This is a genomic window from Synechococcus sp. W55.1 (assembly GCF_047461655.1).
Classification (GTDB): domain Bacteria; phylum Cyanobacteriota; class Cyanobacteriia; order Thermostichales; family Thermostichaceae; genus Thermostichus.
The window spans coordinates 119052-138779 of sequence record NZ_JANSHN010000005.1; the positions used below are offsets into that span (position 1 = coordinate 119052).

Genomic DNA, 19728 nt, shown 5'->3' on the forward strand with positions numbered 1-19728 from the left:
GGGTTAGCGCTCCACCAATTTGACGCGGGCATTGAGCCAGTTCATGCCGTAGGAAACCACCAGGTTAAAGGTCAGGTAGGTGGCCATGAGGATGGCGAACATCTCCACCGAACGTCCCGACTGGTTGATGATGGTGCTGCTAATGTTGAACAGATCGGAGAAGCCAACGGCAATGGCCAAGCTGGAGTTTTTAATCAAGGTGAGATACTGAGTGTTCAAGGAGGGGATCATGATCCGCAGGGCCTGGGGCACAATCACCAAGCGAAAGGTTTCCAGCTCCGACAGGCCGACGGCCCGGGCCGCCTCCCACTGCCCCCGCGGCACCGCCAAAAAGGATCCGCGCACCACTTCGGCGATATAGCAGCCGGTGTAGGTCACCAAGCCCAGCATCATGGCGGTAAACTCCGCCGAAAGTTGGATCCCGCCCCGAAAATTGAAGCGCTCCAGCGCCGGGATGTCCAACCGCACCGGCGGCTCCGGGAAGAGCACCCAACAGGCCACCGCCAGCAGCACCACCCCCGCAGACACCCACAGGTTCCGCTGCAGGGATCCCAGCTCGGGGCGACGGGCCAGGAGCAGCTTGCGGATCCCCCACCCAGCCCCAATCACAATGGCCAGTGTAGGGATAAACCATCCGCTCAAATCCAGGCCGGGCAGCTTCACTCCCCGTTGGTTGATAAAAATAAGCCCGCCAATAGAGAGGCTGTTGCGCACCCCTGGCAGAGTGAGGATCACCCCCTGGTACCAGAAGATCACGATCAGCAGCACCGGGACATTGCGAAAGATCTCGGTGATGACGGTAGCCAATTGGCGGGCCAGCCAGTTGCTGGAGAGGCGGGCGATCCCCAAGACAAAGCCCATCGCCGTCGCCAACACAATGCTGACCGCGGACAGCCAGAGGGTGTTCACCGCCCCCACCACCAGCGCCTTCAGGTAGCTCTCGGAAGGGTCGTAGGGGATAAGCCCTTCGGTGATGCCGAAGTTGGCAGAGTTGCCCAAAAAGCGGAATCCCAAGCTGATGCCCAGGCGACGCATGCTGGCGAGGAGATTTTGGGCGAGGATCCCGAACACCAGCAGCACGGCCACGACAAAGGCCACCTGCAGCAGAACTTTTAGGATGCGCTCATTCCGCCACCAGGGGGGGCGAAGGTGGGACTGGTCGGACAGAGAAGTCATGCGGGGCAAGCAAAAATTCAGAGCACAGCAGAGAATAGGGGATCCCTGGCCGGTACTGACCAACCGGGATCCCTAGGCCCGGATTCCGAATCAGCCGATCAGCGGAAAGGCGGCGCGTACTGGATCCCGCCTTTGGTGTAGGGCTGGTTCAAGCCCCGCGGCACGCCCAAGGGGGTCAGGTGGCGGTCGAAGATCTCGCCGTAGTTGCCCACCGCCTTGATGACATTGACCACCCAATCCGGCTTCAGGCCCAGCAGCTCTCCCAGGTTGCCCTCCTGGCCCAAGAAGCGGCGAATGTCCGGATCCTCCGACTTGAGGAACTCGTCCACATTGGCGCTGGTGATCCCCCTTTCTTCTGCATAGAAGAGGGCGTAGACCGTCCAGTTCATAATGTCGGAAAAACTCTCATCTCCGTGGGGAACCAGCGGCCCCAAGGGCTCTTTGGAGATCACCTCCGGCAAGATCACGTGGTCGTCGGGAGAAGCCAAGCTGGCCCGGCGGGAGATGAGGGCGCTTTGGTCGCTGGTGATGGCATCGCAACGGCCCTCTTCGTAGGCGTTGAAAGAGGAATCATCGCCGTCGAAGGTTACTGGCGTAAAGGCAATGCCACGGGCGCGGAAGGTATCCGCCAAGTTCAGCTCGGTGGTGGTGCCGGCAATCACACAGATGGTGGCCCCGTTCAGGTCTTCCAGCTTTTCCACCCCCAGCGACTTCCGCACCATAAATCCTTGGCCGTCGTAGTAGGTGGTGGGGCCGAAGGTCACCGCCCACTCGCGATCCCGGGTGAGGGTCCAGGTGGTGTTGCGGCTGATCATATCGACTTCGCCTGCTTGAATGGCCGATTGACGGTTGGCCGCTGCCAGGTAGACATACCGAACCTTGTCGGGATCGCCAAACAGGGCAGCAGCCACAGCCCGGCAGATGTCGATATCAAAACCCACATACTTGCCTTGATCATCCAGGTTGCCGAATCCGGGCAGTTGGTTGTTCACCCCACAGATCAACTCACCCCGAGCCTTGATGCGGTCGGTGAGCGGCCCCAGCTGCGCCCAAGCGGGAAGGGACTGCAGGCCCATAGACAACGCCAGTGCCCCGGCCAAGGGAGCCAATCCGTTCAAATGCTTTATCCAGTTCATAAAATTACCCCATGTCAATCCTCAAGATCTTCGTCGTCAACAGTCGTTCATACACGGCACTTCAACCGAGATACCGTGCCATTGGGTTACACTCCTGCCACACCCCACACCCCATAGAATGGTTTGCCATAGGCGCCTACGATTTTCTCAAAGCCTTACATGTCAGGGCGTATGGAAATGTTGCAGAGGCTACGGTTGTGGCTCGGCCAGTTCTGCCATGGTACCCATGCCTGCTTTGGTGAAACTTAGGGAGTCACCCACCCATGCAAGGATCCCCGCACATAAGGTCTTCACTCTCTCCGCAAAGTGCAGCCAGCGCTGACATTATCCAATGCGAAGATGTTCACAAATGGTACGGCGATTTCCACGTCCTCAAGGGCATTACCACCCGCATCCGCCGCGGAGAGGTGGTGGTGGTCTGTGGGCCTTCAGGTTCGGGCAAGTCAACGTTTATTCGCACGTTGAACCGCTTAGAAGAACACCAGAGAGGGCGCATTGTGGTAGATGGCATTGAGCTAACCAGCGACCTGCGCAACATCGATGCCATTCGCCGCGAGGTGGGCATGGTTTTTCAACAGTTCAACCTGTTTCCCCATCTCACGGTTTTGCAAAATGTAACCCTTGGCCCAATCCACGTGAAAAAGATGAAAAAAAGTGAGGCGATAGAGCGGGCTATGGAACTGCTAAGCCGCGTGGGGATCGCCGAGCAAGCAGAAAAATACCCGGGGCAACTTTCGGGGGGGCAGCAGCAGCGGGTGGCGATTGCCCGCGCCTTGGCCATGAATCCGGCGGTGATGCTCTTCGATGAGCCCACCTCGGCCTTGGATCCAGAGATGATCAAGGAGGTGCTGGACGTGATGCGGGAGTTGGCCCGCTCGGGGATGACCATGGTGTGTGTAACCCACGAGATGGGCTTTGCCCGCGAGGTGGCGGATCGGATTATCTTCTTCGACCGCGGCAAGATCGTGGAGGAAAACACCCCCCAAGAGTTTTTCAGCAATCCGAAAGAAGAGCGCTCCCGCCTGTTTTTATCCCAGATCCTTTCCCACTAGCGAGTCCTTCAGAAGGGGGTGAGGCGTGCCAGAAAAGCCCCCTCCGGCTCTTGATAGACAATCTGCCCCTGCCAGCCGTTGGCGTGGGCACACTGCAGCAGGGTTTCCGGATCTACAAATAGCCAGGGAAAGGGATCCCCCCGCTGGCCGTTGTACTCGGCTACAAAGTTCACTACCTTGGCTTTTGCCTCGCTCCCTTCCTGCCAATCTTCTGAGCCACCTGCTTCGAGGTGGGCAGGCTCGGTCAGCTTGCCAGAGGGGCTTTCCCAGTTTTCTGATTCTCTTTCTGCCGGCAGATCCTCCAGATCCGCAGGGTTGCCGGCATCGCTCAGATCGGTGGAATCTAAGAGCAACTGCCCCGTGGGCTGGATCCAGTGCCGGGCCAAGCGCAAAAAATGCTCTAACCCCGACAGGGATCCCGCCAAGCCGACGCCGTTCATCAGCAGGAGTAGGGTATCGAAGGGCTCTCCTGGCCCCGCCCAGTGGAAAAGATCGGCGGCAATGCGGCAACGCACCCCCCGCTCTGCCATAATCTGCAAAGCCACAGGGGAGCGATCCAAAGCGGCCACGGCAAATCCTTCTTCCTGCAGCAGCAGGCTGTGGCGGCCCGTACCGGCGCCGATGTCTAGCACCCGACCGCGGCAGAGTTCCAAGGCCAAGGCTTCCACCTCCGGCAACTCTTGGGTGAAGAACACCTCTGGGGAGACCACCTGGGGCTCTTCCGCCAGCGGGATCCCCTCCAGGCCGTAGGCATGCAAGAGCAGGGATCCCTTGGCCTGTCCCCGATGCCAGTCCCACAGCGCTTGCTCCAAGGGATCCCGAAGTGGGTGATTCTCGACAGCCTTTATCATGGAAGGGGAAAGCTAAACCATTGACCCGATGGCCATCGTCGCCTTTCTTTACGGTGCCGCTATCGTCCTTTTGCTGATTGCAGCAGTGGTTTGGGCAACATCTCGGCAGTTCAACGCGGAGACCAGACCGCAGGCCGGCACCCCACCAGAAGAGCCCCCAGAAACCCCATCTGTTCCTGTTTCCATTGTGGAGCAGCTAGAGCGTCAATACCGCAACAGCCCTTCCTACCGTCCCCACCCTTAAGTTATTCTTCGAGAAGCCTCTGAAAATCCTTGAAAAGACGGGTTTTTGAGGATCCCTGAGGGCGCGAGCAGTGTCTTTGCTGGCCGAAGGTCGGCGTTTTCTTCCCTGAATCATGGTTGTCAAGTCTCCGCCACCCATTGTCTACATCGTCCTGGGTCTATTGCTCCTCTGGGGCGGTCATCGTGCTTGGCGGGCGGGCTATGTTCGCTGGCCGCAAGGGATCCCTCTGCCTCAGGTGTCGCTGCCAAGGTTGGGCGGCGAGGTGGGAGTTGGCTCTCAAGATCTGCTCCTGACCAGCGGCGAGCGCACCTTGTTTGCCGATAGCAGTCCCGCTGCCGTTGCCGCTGCAGAGCTGTTGCGCCAAGGTAACCTCAGCGCAGCCATCCCGGTGTTGGAGATGGGGCTGCAAAGCAACCGCAACGACCCGGAAGCTCGCATTTTCTTGAACAATGCCCGTGCCCAGCAGCAGGGCAGTCCCTTGAGCCTGGCGGTGGTGGTGCCCATCTCCAGCAACCCCAACCGCGCCAAAGAGACCCTGCGCGGGGTGGCGCAAGCTCAGGAGGAGCTTTTCCAACAGGGGGGAATCGGAGGACGGCTGCTGCGGGTAGTGATTGCCGACGATGGCGATAACCCTGAGCGAGCAGCAGCGGTGGCCAAAGCCCTGGTGGCGCAGCCTGAGATCTTGGGGGTGATTGGCCATAACACCAGCGATGCCACCCTGGCTGCAGCCGAGGTTTATCAGCCTGCCGGCTTGGCGATGATCTCCTCCACCTCCACCAGCACTCGCATCAGCATGCTGGGGGATGCCATTTTTCGCACCGTGCCCTCCGATCAAGTGGCCGGCACACAACTGGCCCGTTATGCTCTCAGCACGTTGCGGCTGCAAAGGGTGGCCATCTTCTACAACCCCAACAGCGCTTACAGTACCAGCCTGCGGGACGCCTTTGCCTCCACCCTGACCAGCGAAGGGGGCATCGTGCTGGCGGAGTTCGACTTATCGGCGTCGGACTTCAACCCCCAGGCCAGCCTGCAAAGGGCCGTCGGCCAAGGAGCCCAGGTAGCTTTTTTAGCTCCCACGGCTTCCGTAGCCGAAAAAGCCCTGGCCGTAGCCCGCGAGAACGCTGTAGCTGGTAAGCCCCTTGCTCTTCTGGGCGGCGATGTGCTCTTCAGCCTCGCCACGTTGCAAGAAGGGGGAGCAGCGGTAGAGGGCTTGGTGGTGGCGGTACCCTGGCATCCCCAGGTGCCGCGCAACCGCGAGTTTGCCCAGAAGGCAGCCCAGCTCTGGGGAGGGCAGGTGAGCTGGCGCACCGCTCTGGCCTACGACGCCACCCGGGCTTTTTTGCGAGCCATCCAGCAGGGATCCCCCAGCCGCAGCGCTGTTCTCGCCGCCCTGGGCGACCCGAACTTCCGCTTGCCGGACGGCGCTTCCGGAGAAGTGCGCTTCTTGCCCTCCGGCGACCGCAATGCTCCCCATGTGCTGGTGCGGGTTGAGCCCGGCAACCGCTCCGGTACCGGCTACGATTTTGTGCCTCTCCCCTAGGGATCCCAGCAGAAGCTACAGTGGGGGATGCTCTCAACTCTCTCGATCTCCCCAGATCGGATGGATCCCATGCCCACTCGGATCACAGCCTGCTTTCAAGCGCTGCGCAGCCGCGGCGAAAAAGCCCTCATCCCCTACCTCACCGCCGGGGATCCCAACCTGGAGACGACCTTCGAGGCTTTGCAGGTTCTGGATCAGAGTGGCGCCGATCTCATCGAGTTGGGAGTACCTTACTCGGATCCCTTGGCGGATGGGCCGGTGATCCAAGCGGCAGCCACCCGCGCCCTCAGTCGGGGAGTCACTTTGGGCGCCATTCTACAAGGCTTGCGCTGTCTCTCGCTGCAGGCCCCCCTGATCCTGTTCACCTACTACAACCCCATCCACCAGCTCGGCATCCCCAACTTTCTGCATCAACTGCGGCAGGCCGGCTGTGCCGGCTTGGTCGTCCCCGATCTGCCTCTGGAAGAGGCGGGATCCCTGCGACAAGCAGCCCAGGCCGAAGGGATCGACCTCATCCTGCTGGTGGCACCTACCAGCCCCCCAGAGCGGATGGGCCGCATCGCCCAGCAGTCCAGTGGCTTTGTCTACTTGGTGAGCACTACCGGCGTTACCGGCGAACGGGCCACCCTGGAAAAGCGGATCCCGGCTTTGCTGCAGCAACTGCGCCAACAAACCCCTCTGCCGATTGGGGTGGGCTTCGGCATCTCCACTCCAGGCCAGGCCCGCCAGATCGCCCTCTGGGGGGCAGATGCAGCGATTGTGGGCAGCGCATTTGTGCAACGGCTGGCGAAAGCCCCCACGCCTGAAGAGGGACTGCAGCAAATAGCCCACTTTTGTCGAGCCCTCAAAGCGGCTCTGCAAGAGGTGACCCCTCCAGAGCGCTGACCGAAGCGCGAGGAGCGTGGAGCGGCGGAAAAATCCCCCAGCTTTAGCCGTGGGGAGAACGTCAGTTCTGTTCAGGAGGGCGCCAACTCAGGTTGCTTCCATCTCAAAACAAATGTTTACATTCCGTAAGCCAGCCTGTAGACCCATTTCCCCCCTGCTGCGCCCCACAGTCGGGGGATCCCAGGCTAAGCAGACATTTTGGTATCGATGGGTTTGTAAATCTTCACAAAACACTCATCCCTCCCGCGATATAAAATTAGGCTGGATGCTCGGCTGTCTGAAAGTCGCAGAGGTTCTTGACCTATCTAAAAATTGGGGGGTTCGGTGGGGGTAGTTTTGAGCAGCCTGCTGCCACGGAATCCCCAGTTTTTGGAGGTCAAAGAGGATCCCGCAAAAAAGCTTGGGATTTGGCTTTTGGGAGGTTCAGCCAGTCGCTCATCGCTTTTTGGAAAGACCAGAAGGAGATCCATCATGCAAGACGCCTTTACCCGGGTGATCGCTCAGGCAGATGCACGCGGTGCCTTTTTAAGTGACCAAGACTTTGACCGTCTGGCGGCTTTGGTGGCAGAGGGCAACAAGCGCCTGGATGCCGTCAACCGCATGACCAGCAACGCCGCCCAAATCGTAACCAACGCAGCTCGGTCTTTGTTTGCTCAAGAGCCGGATCTGATCGCTCCCGGTGGCAATGCCTACACCAACCGTCGCATGGCCGCCTGCCTACGGGACATGGAGATCATCTTGCGCTACATCACCTATGCCACTTTGGCCGGGGATAGCTCTGTGCTGGAAGATCGCTGCCTAAACGGCCTGCGGGAAACCTACATTGCTCTGGGGGTGCCCACCACTTCTGTGGCCAACGGCATTGCTGCCATGAAGAAAGAAGCCCTGGCCAAGATCATGGATCCGAAAGGCATCACCCCTGGCGACTGCTCTGCGCTGCAAAGCGAAGTGGCCAGCTACTTCGATAAGGCTGCTGCCGCCATCGTTTGAGCTTTGGGTCGAAGCTGGCTTAGTCGTCCCTTTTTAGATCGGTTAGATCCCTTCATTTCTGATAGGCAGGTGGAGATCCAGTCCGCCTTTCCTACAGAATGTTCGTTAACAACACAATTGATGAATTTAGGAGTTGCAAGGTGAAAACCGTCATCACTGAAGCGATTGCTGCCGCTGACAATCAAGGGCGTTTTCTGAATGCCAGCGAGCTGCAGGCCGTGAATGGTCGTTACCAGCGTGCTGCTGCTTCTCTGGAAGCGGCCCGTGTCCTAACCAACAATCAGCAAACCCTGGTGCGGGAAGCGGTGCAGGAAGTGTTCAAGAGGTTCCCTTACTTGACCCAGCCGGGTGAAATGGGCCACGGCGATGTGTTTCAGGCCAAGTGTGCCCGCGACATCGGCTACTACCTCCGCTTCATCACCTATTCCCTGGTTGCGGGTGGCACCGGCCCCCTCGATGAATACTTGGTAGCCGGGCTGCGGGAAGTGAACCGCTCCTTTAACCTCTCTCCGAGCTGGTACATCGTGGCTCTGCAGTACATGAAGAGCCGCGCTCTGGGCATGCTGAGCGGCCAAGCGGCCAACGAAGCTGCCATCTACTTCGATTACGCCATCAACGCCCTCAGCTAAGGGATCCCAGGGCAAAGATCCCCGCTTGTTGGGAGGGGACGATCTCTTTCTTCGTCTTCCAAGTGTGTATCTCTCCAGAGCAGGCGGCGGCTCCAGAGAGGTCTATTCCACCTGTTTCTAGGTTGGCTTAGCGCCTCGGCTCCCTTTGAGCCAGTTGGGTTAGTCGCCTGCTCTCTAGTCTGGGGGAGTTAACCTCTGGGTTCTAGACATTGCCTGGTGGCAACGCGGCTGGCCCGCAAAAGTAGCCGGTACAGCTTGTCCGGCGCTTGGTTGCCCCTGACAGTCCTCTAAACGAAATCTGATAATAATTGGGGAAAGCGATGTTCGGTCAAAGCACCACCAGCCCTGAAGCTCTGACAGAAGCCGGCAGCCGGGTTTACCGAGTTGAGTACACCGGCCTGCTCAACCCTCCCGATGCTCTGGCCACCTCTGCCAAAGTTCGCCGCAGCACCCTGAGCGCCACCGTCCCCTACAGTCGGTTGTCTGCCGAGATGCAGCGCATTCTGCGGATGGGTGGCAAAATCGTGCAGGTCACTGCCTTGTCGGGAGCCAATGCCTCTCCTGCTCAGGACAACGGTGCTGCTGAGTAAGGGATGCTCGACGGCTAACTGAAGTTACCGGCAAGGTTGCCCAGGTGTCATGAACAGCTCTGCAACGGTTCGTATGGCATCCAACACGGCGGTGCTGCCACAGCAGCTTAGCTGGGAGCAGGCGATAGCCCGGCTGCAAGGGGATGACTTGCAAGATCGGTACTATGCTGCCTGGTACCTGGGCACAGTTCGGGATCCAAGGGGGGTAGAGCCGCTGCTTTTGGCGTTGCAGGATGAGCGGGATCGCACTGCCTTGGGGGGCTATCCTCTGCGCCGCAATGCCGCTAAGGCCCTGGGGCAAATCGGGGATGCGCGGGCCGTGCCCGGTTTGATCGAGGCGCTCACTTGTACCGACTTTCATGTGCGGGAAGAGGCTGCCTATGCCTTGGCTCAATTGGGGGACAAGCGAGCGGTGGATCCCTTGCTGGCACTGTTGCAGTCCCGCGAGCAGGAGCAGCCCTGGGAAGCCCTTATCGAGGCCTTGGGTCAGCTTCAGGCCACCGAGGCTGAGGCAGCGATCCGGCCCTTTTTGAACCATCCCTCTGAGCGGGTGCGTTCGGCAGCGGCTTGGGTGCTCTATCGCTTTACGCAAGCCGAGGAGCTGACCCAAATCCTGGTGGCGCTACTGGCCCACTCCAACTCCAGCCTACGACAGGCCGCTTTGTTCGACCTGGCCGAATCGGGATGGGTGGCGGGGGCGCCGCTGCTGGCCACAGCCGACGTGGCTCTCAACCTGCGCATCAATGCTCTGAAGCGGCTGTTCGATGTGGCGCTTCAGTTGGGGTGGGTGCCGCTGGCTCAGGTGACGGCGGTGATCCTGCCGCAACTGGAGAAGCTCTTCTAGGATCCTGAGGCGCTCAGTGCCTTTGATCAGCGGTTTCAAGTGTACCTTTGACTATTCGTTGCCTATGTCCTCCGCCTCGGCTGCTCAAGCGTTTCCCATTGCTGTGGCTCAACTGGCAGCAGAATTGGAGCAGGCCACGTCGCCTGAGGAATTGTTGCGGGTGGTGAGGGCGCTGGGCGCTTTGGGCCAAGTGGAAGGGATCCCCATCTTAATTCGCGCCTTTGGGTTTAATCGCCCTGCAGTTGGGGAGGCTGCTCTGGAGGAGGTGCTGCGCTTTGGGGAAGCCGCGGTGCAGCCCTTGCTGAGCCATATTGACGGTTTTGACTATGGGGCGCGGGCCTATTCGGTGCGGGCTCTGGCCCGTATTGGCCATGGGGATGCCTACCCCTTTTTGGCGGAAGCCATTGTAGCGGACTTTGCCCCCAGTGTACGGCGGGCGGCGACCCGCGGGCTGGGACGGGTGGCTGCCAAGCGGCCCTTGCCCGATCAAGAGCGAGCCTTGCACCTGTTGCGGCAATGCCTTGCCGATGCCGATTGGGGAGTCCGCTATGCCGCCGTCGGATCCCTGACGGACTTGGCTCTCCAGGGTGAACAGTCCCTGCGACCCTCAGCCGAGGCTGCGCTCCAGATGGCCTTGGAAGATGCGGATCCTCTGATCCCTCTCCGCGTCCAGATGAGCCGGCAGGAGTTGGCTGCCGAGCCTTAGCTTCTCTGCTCTAGTGTGTCTTTCTCGGTTTTTCTCGTTTTTTCAGGAGCACCACCTATGTCTCTTCCGTTGCTTGCCGATCGCCCCACCACCCAAAATGAGCGGGTGCCTCGCTACTTTGTGCCCAGCGACGAAACCCCGCCCGTCTACCGTCCTGACGACCCGACAGGTATCGACAACATCATTCGCGCTGCCTATCGCCAGATCTTCAGCGAGCATCTGATGCTGGAGAGCTATCGGCAAAAAGCTCTGGAATCCCAGTTGCGCAACGGGGCGATCTCGGTCAAAGAGTTTGTGCGCGGCCTGGGCAAGTCGGAGGTGTACCGGGATCTGGTCATGGTTCCCAACGACAACTACCGCTTTATTGAAGTCACCTTCCAGCGCTTCTTGGGTCGGCCCACCTACAGCCAACAGGAGCGCATCAAGTACTCCATCATCGTTGCCACCAAGGGGCTGGATGGCTTTATCGATGCCGTGGTGGATAGTGAAGAGTACAATGCTGCCTTTGGGGATGATGTGGTGCCCTACCAGCGCCGTCGTCTGTCGGAAAAGCCCGCCAACCTGGTGACCCCCCGCTATGGAGCCCGTTGGCGCGATGTCTCCGGCGTGAAGCGCTCGACGCGGGAAGTGGTGCGCACCTATCGTCTCACCCGTCCTCCCAAAGCCGGGGATCCAGAAAACTTCCTCAACATGGCCCGCATGCTCAATCCCAAGCCGGCAGCGCGGCAAAACATCAGCGTCTTCGATCTGAAGATCCCGGACATGACCACCAGCCGCCGCTAGGACTGGGCAAGCTTCCGGGGACAACCCTTTGCGGGCTCTGCCGGGCCGATCGATCCGAGGCTGTTCGGATGGGTCGGCCTGCCGCTGTGCCTGGGGCAAGATTCGTTATAATCCTGGTGATGCTTCTTAACACTTGGGTCGCATGAAGAATCCGGTTGTGCAGGCTTTTTTTGTCGGCAAGGCTGTGGCGGATGTCCTACGGGAGCGTTTGGAAAGCGCCCTCACCGATATTGCCGGGGAAGTGGGCAAGGTGTGGGCCGAGCTGCAGGAGGGCTGGCAAACCTTTGCCCAGGATGTCATGACCCGGGCTGAGGCAGAAGCATCCATGGCCGCCCAGGAAAGGGTGCCGCCTCCTTTCCAGACAGAAGATTTGCAGGCAACTCTGGACGACTTGCGGGCGGAAGTGGCGCAGCTGCGCTCCGAGTTGCAGAAGTACCGGAGTCGAAACGCTTGAACGCGAGCCTTTTGGGATCCCGGACTTCTTTGGGATCACAACCCGTCAAGCCCTATACCGCCTACCGCTGGGCCCGGGAGAACTATACTCGCCAGGGCCGCATGCTGGACATTTGGCGATTTGTGCTCACCTGGCTGTTTTACCTTTGGCTGGATCAGCAGGCTTGGAGCTATGGGGGACAACCCACGCCCGAGCGAAAGGCCCAGCGCCGCCGGGCCAGAGCCATTTGGATCCGCGAAACGCTGCTCAACTTGGGCCCTACTTTTATTAAAGTGGGGCAGTTTTTCTCCACCCGCGCCGATCTCTTCCCCCCGGAATATGTCGAGGAGCTCTCCAAGCTGCAGGATCGGGTGCCTGCTTTCAGCTACGAACAGGTGGCGGCAATTGTGCAGCAGGAGCTGGGCAGGCCGATAACCCAAATCTACAGCTACTTTGATCCCACCCCTTTGGCCGCTGCCAGCTTGGGGCAGGTGCATCGCGCCAAGCTCAAAACCGGGGAAGAGGTGGTGGTGAAGGTGCAGCGTCCGGGGCTGACCCGGCTGTTCACTATCGATTTGGAGATCTGCCGTGGGATTGCCGAGTTCTTTCAGTATCGCACCCCTTGGGGTGGGCCAAGCCGGGACTGGATCGGCATCTACGAAGAGTGTCGGCGCACCCTCTGGGAAGAGGTGGATTACCTCAATGAGGGCCGCAATGCCGATACCTTCCGTCGCAACTTTCGGGATATGCCGCAAATTGCTGTTCCCAAAGTGTATTGGCGTTACACCTCTCCTCGCCTGTTGACGTTGGAATACCTGCCGGGGATCAAAATCAGCGATTACGAAGCCCTGAGCGCGGCGGGGCTGGATCGCAAGGTTTTGGCTCGTCTGGGGGCAGAGGCTTATCTGCGGCAACTGCTCAAGGATGGTTTTTTTCACGCCGATCCCCACCCCGGCAACATTGCCGTGAAGCCCGATGGCACGTTGATCTTCTACGACTTCGGCATGATGGGCCGCCTGCGCTCCGATGTGAAAGAAAAGCTGATGGGCACGCTGGCAGGTGTGGTCTCCAAAAATGCCGATCAGGTGGTGGCCTCGCTGGTGGAACTGGGGGTGCTGGTGCCCACCGCCGATCTGGCTCCGGTGCGCCGCTCGGTGCAGTACATGCTGGATCACTTTATGGACAAACCCTTTTCCAGCAACTCGGGAGAAATCTCGGTGGCGGCCATTAGCGAAGACCTTTACGAGCTGGCCTACGATCAGCCGTTTCGCTTTCCGGCTACCTTCACCTTTGTGATGCGGGCCCTGACCACGTTGGAGGGGCTGGGGAAGGGGCTGGATCCGGAGTTCGACTTTATGGAAGTGGCCAAACCCTTTGCGGAGGAGCTGATGAGTTTGAACGGAAGCGAGACCGAGACCCTCTTGGCCCAGGTTGGCCGTCAAGCGGCTGAGTTCACCAGCAGCAGTCTCAGTTTGCCCCGCCGGATCGAATTGACCTTGAGCAAGTTGGAACAAGGGGAGCTGCGCCTGCGGGTGCGATCCAGCGAGACGGAGCGCTTGCTGCGCAAGCTGAACAACACCGGGCTGGGAGTCATTTACGGGGTGTTGTTTGCGGCCTTTTTTTTGAGCGCAACTCAGCTCTTTTTGGCCGGACATGCTACCTTAACGGTTATCGCTTTGGTTTTGGCTGCCCTCGCTGCTCTTGCTTTACTCAGAGTACTCTTAAGGTTGAATCGGTCAGAGCGATTGATGTGATGCGACGATATGCCTGCGCTACGGATCCCGGCAAGCTCCGCAGCAGCAATCAGGATGCCTACTACTGCGATCCGGAGGGACGCTACTTTATTGTTGCCGATGGTATGGGAGGACATGCTGCTGGGGCTACAGCCAGCCTGTTGGCCGTCGAGACCATCCGGGAATATCTGGATCGAGGCTGGAAAAACGTGCCGGCGCCCCGGTTGCTCAGCGAAGCCGTAGAAGCGGCCAACAGTGCCATCCTCAAGGATCAGCGGGAGAATCCAGAACGGGCAGACATGGGCACTACGGTGGTGGTGGCCATGGTGGATCCCAATGACAACTGCTGGAGCGCTCACATCGGTGATTCTCGCCTCTATCGCCTACGGGGATCCGAGATGCAGCAAATGACAGAGGATCACACCTTGGTGGCTCGCTCCATTCGACTGGGGGAGCTGACCTATGAGCAGGCCCGGATTCACCCTTGGCGACATATTCTCGAGCGCTGCCTGGGCCGGCCTGATGCGGGGCCGCCTTCTGTGCAGCCGATTACCGTGCGTCCGGGGGATCGCCTGTTGTTGTGTAGCGACGGCCTGACGGAGGAGTTAGACGACGAAGTGATCATCGAGTATTGCCTGCAGGTGGAAGATTTGGAGCAACTTCCCCTAAAGCTCATCGAGGCGGCCAAAGAGCGGGGCGGGCGAGACAACATCACAGTAGTGATTGCCGAATACGCCTAGTTTGCCCCCGGCTAGAGACGGTATTGGCGGTACACTTCGCTGGCCGCTCGGTGCAGCAGGGAGTGGCGATACACAAGGCGGTCGAGGTCTTTGCCGTAGCCGCCGCCGATGACGCAGGCGACGGGGTAGCCCTGCTTTAGGCAAGTATTCAGCACCTGCATGTCTCGCCGAAACAGCCCCTGGTCGCTGAGGGCCAGCTTGCCCAAGAGGTCTTCTTCGTGGGGATCCACACCGGCATCGTAGAACACCAGATCGGGGCGCACCTGAGCCAACAGATCGGGCAAGTGGTCGGCCAAGGTCTGGAGATAGGCTTCATCTTCCATGCCTACTGGCAGGGGCACGTCCAGGTCGCTCTGTTGTTTGGTGGCGGGGAAGTTGGCCTCGCAGTGCATGGAAAAGGTGAACACCCGCGGCTCGGAGCGAAAGATCCAAGCAGTGCCATCTCCTTGATGGACATCCAGATCCACGATCAAGAGCCTTTGCACTAGCCCTTGCTGCAGCAAGACTTGGGCGGCAATGGCCAGGTCGTTGAAGATGCAAAACCCAGAGCCGTAGCCGGGAAAGGCATGGTGGGTGCCACCGGCGGTGTTGCAGGCCAAGCCATGGCGCAGGGCCAATTGGGCAGTCAGGATGGTGCCGCCCACCGCTCGACAGGTGCGCTGTACCAGCTCTGGGCTCCAGGGCAGGCCGATACGCCGCTGCAATTTGGCTTCCAGGGATCCCTCACAGTAGGCCCTGACGTACTCAGGGGTATGTACCGACTCAATCCAGGCGAGAGGGGGCAGCTCAGGGTGGTGCACTTGCTGGGGGCGGATCACCCCTTCCCGCAGCAGCAGCTCTTGCAAGAGGCGAAATTTCGGCATGGGAAAGCGATGGCCCGGCGGCAGGGGGGCACTGTAGTCGGGGTGGTAAACAATTGGCAAAGACATCAAGGGCAATCGAATTGACGGCGGTGAGCATGGCCTATAACGGCTCCAGTGCTTATGGTAGAGGTAGCCCGCTCCTGCCGGATCCCTTCGCGAGGCTTGCAAACCTGTTCTCTGTACCGCCGCGATTCCCTATGTTTACTGCGTCGGATCCCTTTTTGGGTCGCCTCTTGGCTCAGCGTTATCGACTCGTACATCTGCTGGGACAGGGAGGCATGGGGCGAGTCTATTTGGCTCAAGATTTGCTCTTTGGTGGGGTGGAAGTGGCCGTCAAGCTGCTCTCCCAGCCGGCAATGGATCGGCGCACCCGCCTGCGCTTTGAACGGGAAGCGAAAGCCTGCGCGGCTTTGGGCCAAAAAAGCCTGCACATTGTCAAAGTCAATGACTATGGTATTACCCCCGATGAGGTGCCCTTCTATGTGATGGAATACCTGAACGGCAAGACCCTCAAGGATATTCTGGCCGCGGGGGCTTTGCCTTTGGAGCGCTTTTTCCGGCTGGCCCGCCAAATTGGCCTGGGGTTAAAGGCGGCCCACGAGGGGATCCTCATGGAAGGGCAAAGGGTACAGGTGATCCACCGCGATTTGAAGCCGGCCAATGTGATCGTGGTGGCCGATGACAGTTTTGGGGAACTGGCGAAGCTGGTGGATTTCGGCATTGCCAAGCTGCTCAATAGCCATGAATCTTTGAGCTTTACCCATGCCTACCTGGGAACGCTGGCCTATTCTTCCCCAGAACAACTGGAGGGATCCCCTCTGGACGTCCGTTCCGACATCTACAGCTTCGGGATCATGCTGTACCAGATGGTGTCCGGGGAGATGCCCCTCAAGCCCACCACCGAATCTTTCCCGGGCTGGTACCAGGCCCACCACAAGCGCCGCCCCATTCCTCTGGAAGACCTGGGATTGAAGTTCGCGCTGCCCGCCGGTTTATCCGACTTGATCCTCAGTTGCCTGGCCAAAGATCCTGCCGCCCGCCCGCAATCGGTGGCTAACGTGTTGACGGAGCTGGAGCACATTCAAGCCAGAGCACAGGGATCCCAAAAAGGATCTCCAGAGACCGTTGCCCTTCAATCTCCGCTGATCTCCTCTGGAAGTGTTGCCTCTGGCCCACTTTCTGGAGACCCCACTGCTGTTGCGCCGCCCTTGGCCGCATCAGGTACTCTGCGGCTCAGGCCCCTGACGGCGGTCGCCGAGGTCGAGAACGGGGGATCCCTGCTTTGGGTGCGCCTGATTCCCCTTCTAATGGGCGGGTTGCTGGGCTTGACCTTGGTGAGTTGGGGATGGGGACGGTTTCTCCAGCGCCCCTCAGCTCCCCTTGTTTCCGGGTCAGGATCTCGTCCGGCAGTGGCAGATTCCACTGCCCCAGAGAATGTCCATCCTATGCCTGGGGAGCTTGTCCCTGAGCCCCTTGTTTTGGCTTCAGAGCAGAACGGACGGCGGGATCCCGCGCCGGAGCTGGAACCCTACAACAGGAGCGAGCCGGTGTTTCGCGCCTTTCCCCTGGAGACTTCCCGCGAGACGGTACGAGCCAGCCTGGGATCCCCCAACCAGCAGGGGCATGGTGCTTGGCCCAACACCGTGTATGACCTGTATCGCCTTGGCGGGGTGAACCTGGGCCTGCTCTACGACGCATCCAGTCTGGCCCTGCGGCAAACCGAAGCCACCGTCACCGCTGGCGTACCCACCCCGCAAGTGGAAGGCCTCTTGGAGGATATGCTGCAAGCCCCCTTGCCTGCTCAACTGCAGCGGGAACTGCGAGCCGTGCGCGAGGGGCGTTCCGAGCGGGTACAATTCCGCGTTGGCCCCTGGGCCGGCGTGATCGAGCGCAGCGCCCAAGGTCACCTTTACATGGCCCTCTGGGATCCCGCGCTGCCCAGCGGTGCTCCACCCCCTTCTCCTGTCTCCCCTCCCACCCTGCCCCCGACTGCCCCTGTTGCCCAGCCTCCCAAGGCCCGTAACCTCAATTCAGCAGCAGGCGGCCCTCGTCCCGGCCAGACCATGCAGGAGCTGCTGCGCCGTGCGCGCGAATTGCGGGGGGACTGAGCCATGTCTGCTTCTGAAGACAAAAAGCCGCTGTTGAGCACCGTCGCTCGCCTCTTCAAAACTCTGGCGAGGCCTTTCCCTGTCGGGCCTACAGCTCTCCTCAAACCCCCCGAACCTCCTCCCCCCAAGCGCCCGGTGCGCCTGCGGATTACCTGCCCAGGAGAGCCCCCCCAGGTGGTTGCCCTGAAGGGATCCGACATTCTCGGTCGCAGCCAGACGGTGGCCACCATTCGCATCCCTGCCCCCGCGGTGAGCCATCTCCACGCCCACATCCATCCCCGCCCGGATTGGCGCCTGCCCGGTCTGGGTTGGCGGATCCCGTTGCCCCCTATTCTCTACTGGCTGGGGTGGAATGCCGGTCGCTACCAGCTAGAAGATCAAGACTCGACCAACGGCGTTTTCCGCCTCAAACCCTTCGGTGGTGTCGAGCGGGTGCGCCGGGTGATCTTGCGGCATGGCCAGCAACTGAGCCTTGGCCCGCCTCGGGATCCGGAGAGCGTCTGGATTCAAGTGCTGGATCCACCCCCACCACAGGTGTATGGGGTGCGCGGCTGCCTCATCCTGATGGTGGTCTTGGGGCTGGGGGCGAGGATTTGGATCGGCCATGAGTGGAGCAAGTTCTCAGTGGAGCCACCCCTCTCCGCAGATCGCAACCCCCTGATCGTCCTGGCCGGGGATCAGCAGACGGAGCTGCGCCGCCATCAGGGGGACACCTACCGGGAGCTGCCCGACCTGGAAGCTTTTGGGCCGATTTTGCCCAAGGTGGTGGTCGCCGCTGAAGATCACCGCTTTTACTCCCACTTTGGGGTGGATCTGCTGGGCATTGCCCGCGCCTTTTGGGTGAACCTGCGCTCGGGGGAAGTGCAGCAGGGGGGCAGCTCCATCAGCCAACAACTGGCCCGCACCGTGCTGCGGGACTACACCGGCTCCGGCAACACCTTCGGGCGCAAGCTGCGGGAGGCCGTCGCCGCCCTGAAGCTGGAACAGCGCTACAGCAAAGACGAAATCCTCGCTCTCTACCTCAACAATGTTTACCTGGGCAACGGCATCTACGGCTTTGAAACTGCTGCCCAGTTCTATTTCGGGATCCCAAGCCGCCAGCTCAGCCTTTCCGAAGCTGCGACTCTGGCGGCCATTTTGCCCGCGCCCAATGCCTTTAACCCTGTCGCCAACTATGATGCCGCCGTTCGGGGCCGGGATCGGGTGTTGGATCGCCTGAGCGAGCTGAAAGTCTTCCCCGAAGAGGAGATTCGGCGGGCCCGGCGCAGTCGCCTCACCCTCAACCCCAATTTGCGCTCCCAAACCTCGACAGTTGCTCCCTACTTTTACAGTGCCGTCTTCCAGGAGCTGCGGCAGCTCTTGGGCCAAGACCTCTCGGCAGAGGGCAACTTCATCATCGAAACCACGGTGCATTTGCCCTACCAGCGTTTGGCAGAGCAAGTCCTGGCCCAAACGGTGCGCGAGTCCGGATCCCGCTTGGGCTTCAGCCAAGGCGCTTTGGTCAGTCTCGACAGCCGCAACGGTGAAGTGCTGGCTTTGGTGGGCGGGATCGACTACAACGCCAGCCCCTTCAACCGGGCTACCCAAGCTCAAAGGCAGCCGGGCTCCACCTTCAAAGTGTTCACGTATGCGGCTGCCCTCACCCAGGGGATCCCTCTCTCCCAAGTGTTGTCTTGCGAGCCCCTCACCTGGGGCAACCTCACCTTTCGGGGCTGTCGCTCGGGATCGGCCCCTATGGATTTGGCCCGCGGCCTGATCCTCTCCGAAAACGTGATTGCCCTGCGGTTGGCCCAACAAGTAGGTCTAGAGCAAGTGGTGGCGACGGCCCGGCAAATGGGCATCCAATCGCCGTTGCAACCCTATCCTTCTATGGTGATTGGCACAATGGAGGTGAACTTGCTGGAGTTGACAGCAGCCTTCACTCCTTTTGCCAATCGTGGCCTTTGGTCAAGGCCCCACACCATCCGCCGCATCTTGGATAGCAGCGATTGCGCCAACCCCAACGACTTTCGCACCTGCCGTGAGATTTACCCTGGTCGGGAGGATCCCCGTTCTCAGCGACTTGTCTTACCAGAAACCGTCGCCCAACAGATGACAACCGTACTGCAAGGGGTGATCAGCTCCGGCACCGGTACTACTGCCCGGCTCGGCATTGGAGAAGCCGGTAAAACCGGCACCACCACCGCCAACAAGGATCTGCTCTTTATCGGCTACACGCCCAACCCTCCCCTGGTGACCGGCATTTGGCTGGGCAATGATGACTCTAGCCCAACACGAGGAAGCAGCAGCATAGCCGCTCAAACTTGGGGAAATTACATGAGACAAGTCATTCAATAGTTCGAAAATGGCTAGGTCGTGTTGATCTTATGTTAGGATAGAGAGAATAATTTATAGAGGAAAGAGGATGAAGTTGGTTTTTTTAGAT

Annotated in this window: 19 protein-coding genes; 15 read left to right on the forward strand and 4 right to left on the reverse strand. The window is 60.0% G+C overall.

Annotated features, from left to right (window positions below; translation table 11 throughout):
- Positions 1-3: 3 nt before the first annotated feature.
- Together NW816_RS04140 and NW816_RS04145 are read right to left on the reverse strand one after the other, a co-directional pair.
- A complete protein-coding gene (locus NW816_RS04140) occupies positions 4-1239 on the reverse strand; it encodes an amino acid ABC transporter permease (protein ID WP_414408332.1) in 1236 nt (411 codons plus the stop codon).
- 35 nt (positions 1240-1274) lie between these two features.
- Positions 1275-2312, reverse strand: coding sequence for an amino acid ABC transporter substrate-binding protein (locus NW816_RS04145; RefSeq protein WP_414408333.1), 1038 nt, complete (start codon positions 2310-2312; stop codon positions 1275-1277).
- Positions 2313-2575: 263 nt separating this feature from the next.
- On the opposite strand from NW816_RS04145, the gene NW816_RS04150 reads away from it, so the two are divergent.
- Positions 2576-3364, forward strand: a complete 789-nt coding sequence (locus tag NW816_RS04150; RefSeq protein ID WP_011432567.1) for an amino acid ABC transporter ATP-binding protein — start codon at positions 2576-2578, stop codon at positions 3362-3364.
- A gap of 8 nt (positions 3365-3372) precedes the next feature.
- Here the strand turns inward: NW816_RS04150 and NW816_RS04155 are convergent, their stop codons facing one another.
- Positions 3373-4215 carry a class I SAM-dependent methyltransferase gene (locus NW816_RS04155; protein ID WP_414408334.1) on the reverse strand — a complete coding sequence of 281 codons (843 nt, stop codon included), beginning with the start codon at positions 4213-4215 and terminating at the stop codon, positions 3373-3375.
- 28 nt (positions 4216-4243) lie between these two features.
- Between NW816_RS04155 and NW816_RS04160 the strand changes: the two genes are divergently transcribed.
- From NW816_RS04160 to NW816_RS04215, 12 genes are all read left to right on the forward strand, one after another.
- Positions 4244-4459, forward strand: coding sequence for a DUF6479 family protein (locus NW816_RS04160; RefSeq protein ID WP_414356379.1), 216 nt, complete (start codon positions 4244-4246; stop codon positions 4457-4459).
- 112 nt (positions 4460-4571) lie between these two features.
- The gene (locus NW816_RS04165) at positions 4572-5999 is read left to right on the forward strand and encodes an ABC transporter substrate-binding protein (protein WP_414408335.1); all 1428 of its coding nucleotides are present in this window, start codon (positions 4572-4574) and stop codon (positions 5997-5999) included.
- Positions 6000-6068: 69 nt separating this feature from the next.
- Positions 6069-6884, forward strand: coding sequence for a tryptophan synthase subunit alpha (gene trpA / locus NW816_RS04170; protein ID WP_414408336.1), 816 nt, complete (start codon positions 6069-6071; stop codon positions 6882-6884).
- Positions 6885-7352: 468 nt separating this feature from the next.
- Positions 7353-7874 carry a phycocyanin subunit beta gene (locus NW816_RS04175; RefSeq protein ID WP_304411987.1) on the forward strand — a complete coding sequence of 174 codons (522 nt, stop codon included), beginning with the start codon at positions 7353-7355 and terminating at the stop codon, positions 7872-7874.
- A 140-nt stretch (positions 7875-8014) separates the two neighbouring features.
- Positions 8015-8503, forward strand: a complete 489-nt coding sequence (locus NW816_RS04180) for a phycocyanin subunit alpha (protein WP_011432574.1) — start codon at positions 8015-8017, stop codon at positions 8501-8503.
- A 320-nt stretch (positions 8504-8823) separates the two neighbouring features.
- On the forward strand, positions 8824-9093 hold the full coding sequence (locus NW816_RS04185; protein ID WP_414349914.1) for a phycobilisome linker polypeptide: 270 nt from the start codon (positions 8824-8826) through the stop codon (positions 9091-9093).
- Positions 9094-9166: 73 nt separating this feature from the next.
- Positions 9167-9937, forward strand: a complete 771-nt coding sequence (locus tag NW816_RS04190) for a HEAT repeat domain-containing protein (protein WP_414408337.1) — start codon at positions 9167-9169, stop codon at positions 9935-9937.
- A gap of 64 nt (positions 9938-10001) precedes the next feature.
- Positions 10002-10643, forward strand: a complete 642-nt coding sequence (locus tag NW816_RS04195; RefSeq protein ID WP_414408338.1) for a HEAT repeat domain-containing protein — start codon at positions 10002-10004, stop codon at positions 10641-10643.
- 57 nt (positions 10644-10700) lie between these two features.
- The gene (locus tag NW816_RS04200) at positions 10701-11426 is read left to right on the forward strand and encodes a phycobilisome rod-core linker polypeptide (protein WP_414408339.1); all 726 of its coding nucleotides are present in this window, start codon (positions 10701-10703) and stop codon (positions 11424-11426) included.
- Between the two features lie 142 nt (positions 11427-11568).
- Complete coding sequence (locus NW816_RS04205; RefSeq protein WP_011432579.1) at positions 11569-11880, forward strand: DUF6825 family protein; 312 nt, start codon at positions 11569-11571, stop codon at positions 11878-11880.
- The gene (locus NW816_RS04210) at positions 11877-13613 is read left to right on the forward strand and encodes an ABC1 kinase family protein (RefSeq protein ID WP_414408340.1); all 1737 of its coding nucleotides are present in this window, start codon (positions 11877-11879) and stop codon (positions 13611-13613) included. The genes NW816_RS04205 and NW816_RS04210 overlap by 4 nt, the downstream gene beginning before the upstream one ends.
- Entirely contained in the window at positions 13613-14332 is a 720-nt protein-coding gene (locus tag NW816_RS04215; RefSeq protein ID WP_414356370.1) for a PP2C family protein-serine/threonine phosphatase, read from the forward strand. The genes NW816_RS04210 and NW816_RS04215 overlap by 1 nt, the downstream gene beginning before the upstream one ends.
- An 11-nt stretch (positions 14333-14343) precedes the next feature.
- Here the strand turns inward: NW816_RS04215 and NW816_RS04220 are convergent, their stop codons facing one another.
- On the reverse strand, positions 14344-15261 hold the full coding sequence (locus tag NW816_RS04220; RefSeq protein WP_414408341.1) for a histone deacetylase: 918 nt from the start codon (positions 15259-15261) through the stop codon (positions 14344-14346).
- A gap of 131 nt (positions 15262-15392) precedes the next feature.
- Between NW816_RS04220 and NW816_RS04225 the strand changes: the two genes are divergently transcribed.
- Together NW816_RS04225 and NW816_RS04230 are read left to right on the forward strand one after the other, a co-directional pair.
- A complete protein-coding gene (locus tag NW816_RS04225) occupies positions 15393-17303 on the forward strand; it encodes a serine/threonine-protein kinase (protein WP_414408342.1) in 1911 nt (636 codons plus the stop codon).
- 3 nt (positions 17304-17306) lie between these two features.
- Entirely contained in the window at positions 17307-19640 is a 2334-nt protein-coding gene (locus NW816_RS04230) for a transglycosylase domain-containing protein (protein WP_414408343.1), read from the forward strand.
- Positions 19641-19728 lie beyond the last annotated feature (88 nt).

Bases quoted from the DNA above. Each gene is read 5' to 3' on its own strand.
- NW816_RS04145 (WP_414408333.1), bottom strand. From the start codon at position 2,312: ATGAACTGGATAAAGCATTTGAACGGATTGGCTCCCTTGGCCGGGGCA.
- NW816_RS04150 (WP_011432567.1), top strand. From the start codon at position 2,576: ATGCAAGGATCCCCGCACATAAGGTCTTCACTCTCTCCGCAAAGTGCA.
- NW816_RS04155 (WP_414408334.1), bottom strand. From the start codon at position 4,215: ATGATAAAGGCTGTCGAGAATCACCCACTTCGGGATCCCTTGGAGCAA.
- NW816_RS04160 (WP_414356379.1), top strand. From the start codon at position 4,244: ATGGCCATCGTCGCCTTTCTTTACGGTGCCGCTATCGTCCTTTTGCTG.
- NW816_RS04165 (WP_414408335.1), top strand. From the start codon at position 4,572: ATGGTTGTCAAGTCTCCGCCACCCATTGTCTACATCGTCCTGGGTCTA.
- trpA (WP_414408336.1), top strand. From the start codon at position 6,069: ATGCCCACTCGGATCACAGCCTGCTTTCAAGCGCTGCGCAGCCGCGGC.
- NW816_RS04185 (WP_414349914.1), top strand. From the start codon at position 8,824: ATGTTCGGTCAAAGCACCACCAGCCCTGAAGCTCTGACAGAAGCCGGC.
- NW816_RS04190 (WP_414408337.1), top strand. From the start codon at position 9,167: ATGGCATCCAACACGGCGGTGCTGCCACAGCAGCTTAGCTGGGAGCAG.
- NW816_RS04195 (WP_414408338.1), top strand. From the start codon at position 10,002: ATGTCCTCCGCCTCGGCTGCTCAAGCGTTTCCCATTGCTGTGGCTCAA.
- NW816_RS04200 (WP_414408339.1), top strand. From the start codon at position 10,701: ATGTCTCTTCCGTTGCTTGCCGATCGCCCCACCACCCAAAATGAGCGG.
- NW816_RS04205 (WP_011432579.1), top strand. From the start codon at position 11,569: ATGAAGAATCCGGTTGTGCAGGCTTTTTTTGTCGGCAAGGCTGTGGCG.
- NW816_RS04215 (WP_414356370.1), top strand. From the start codon at position 13,613: ATGCGACGATATGCCTGCGCTACGGATCCCGGCAAGCTCCGCAGCAGC.
- NW816_RS04220 (WP_414408341.1), bottom strand. From the start codon at position 15,261: ATGTCTTTGCCAATTGTTTACCACCCCGACTACAGTGCCCCCCTGCCG.
- NW816_RS04225 (WP_414408342.1), top strand. From the start codon at position 15,393: ATGTTTACTGCGTCGGATCCCTTTTTGGGTCGCCTCTTGGCTCAGCGT.
- NW816_RS04230 (WP_414408343.1), top strand. From the start codon at position 17,307: ATGTCTGCTTCTGAAGACAAAAAGCCGCTGTTGAGCACCGTCGCTCGC.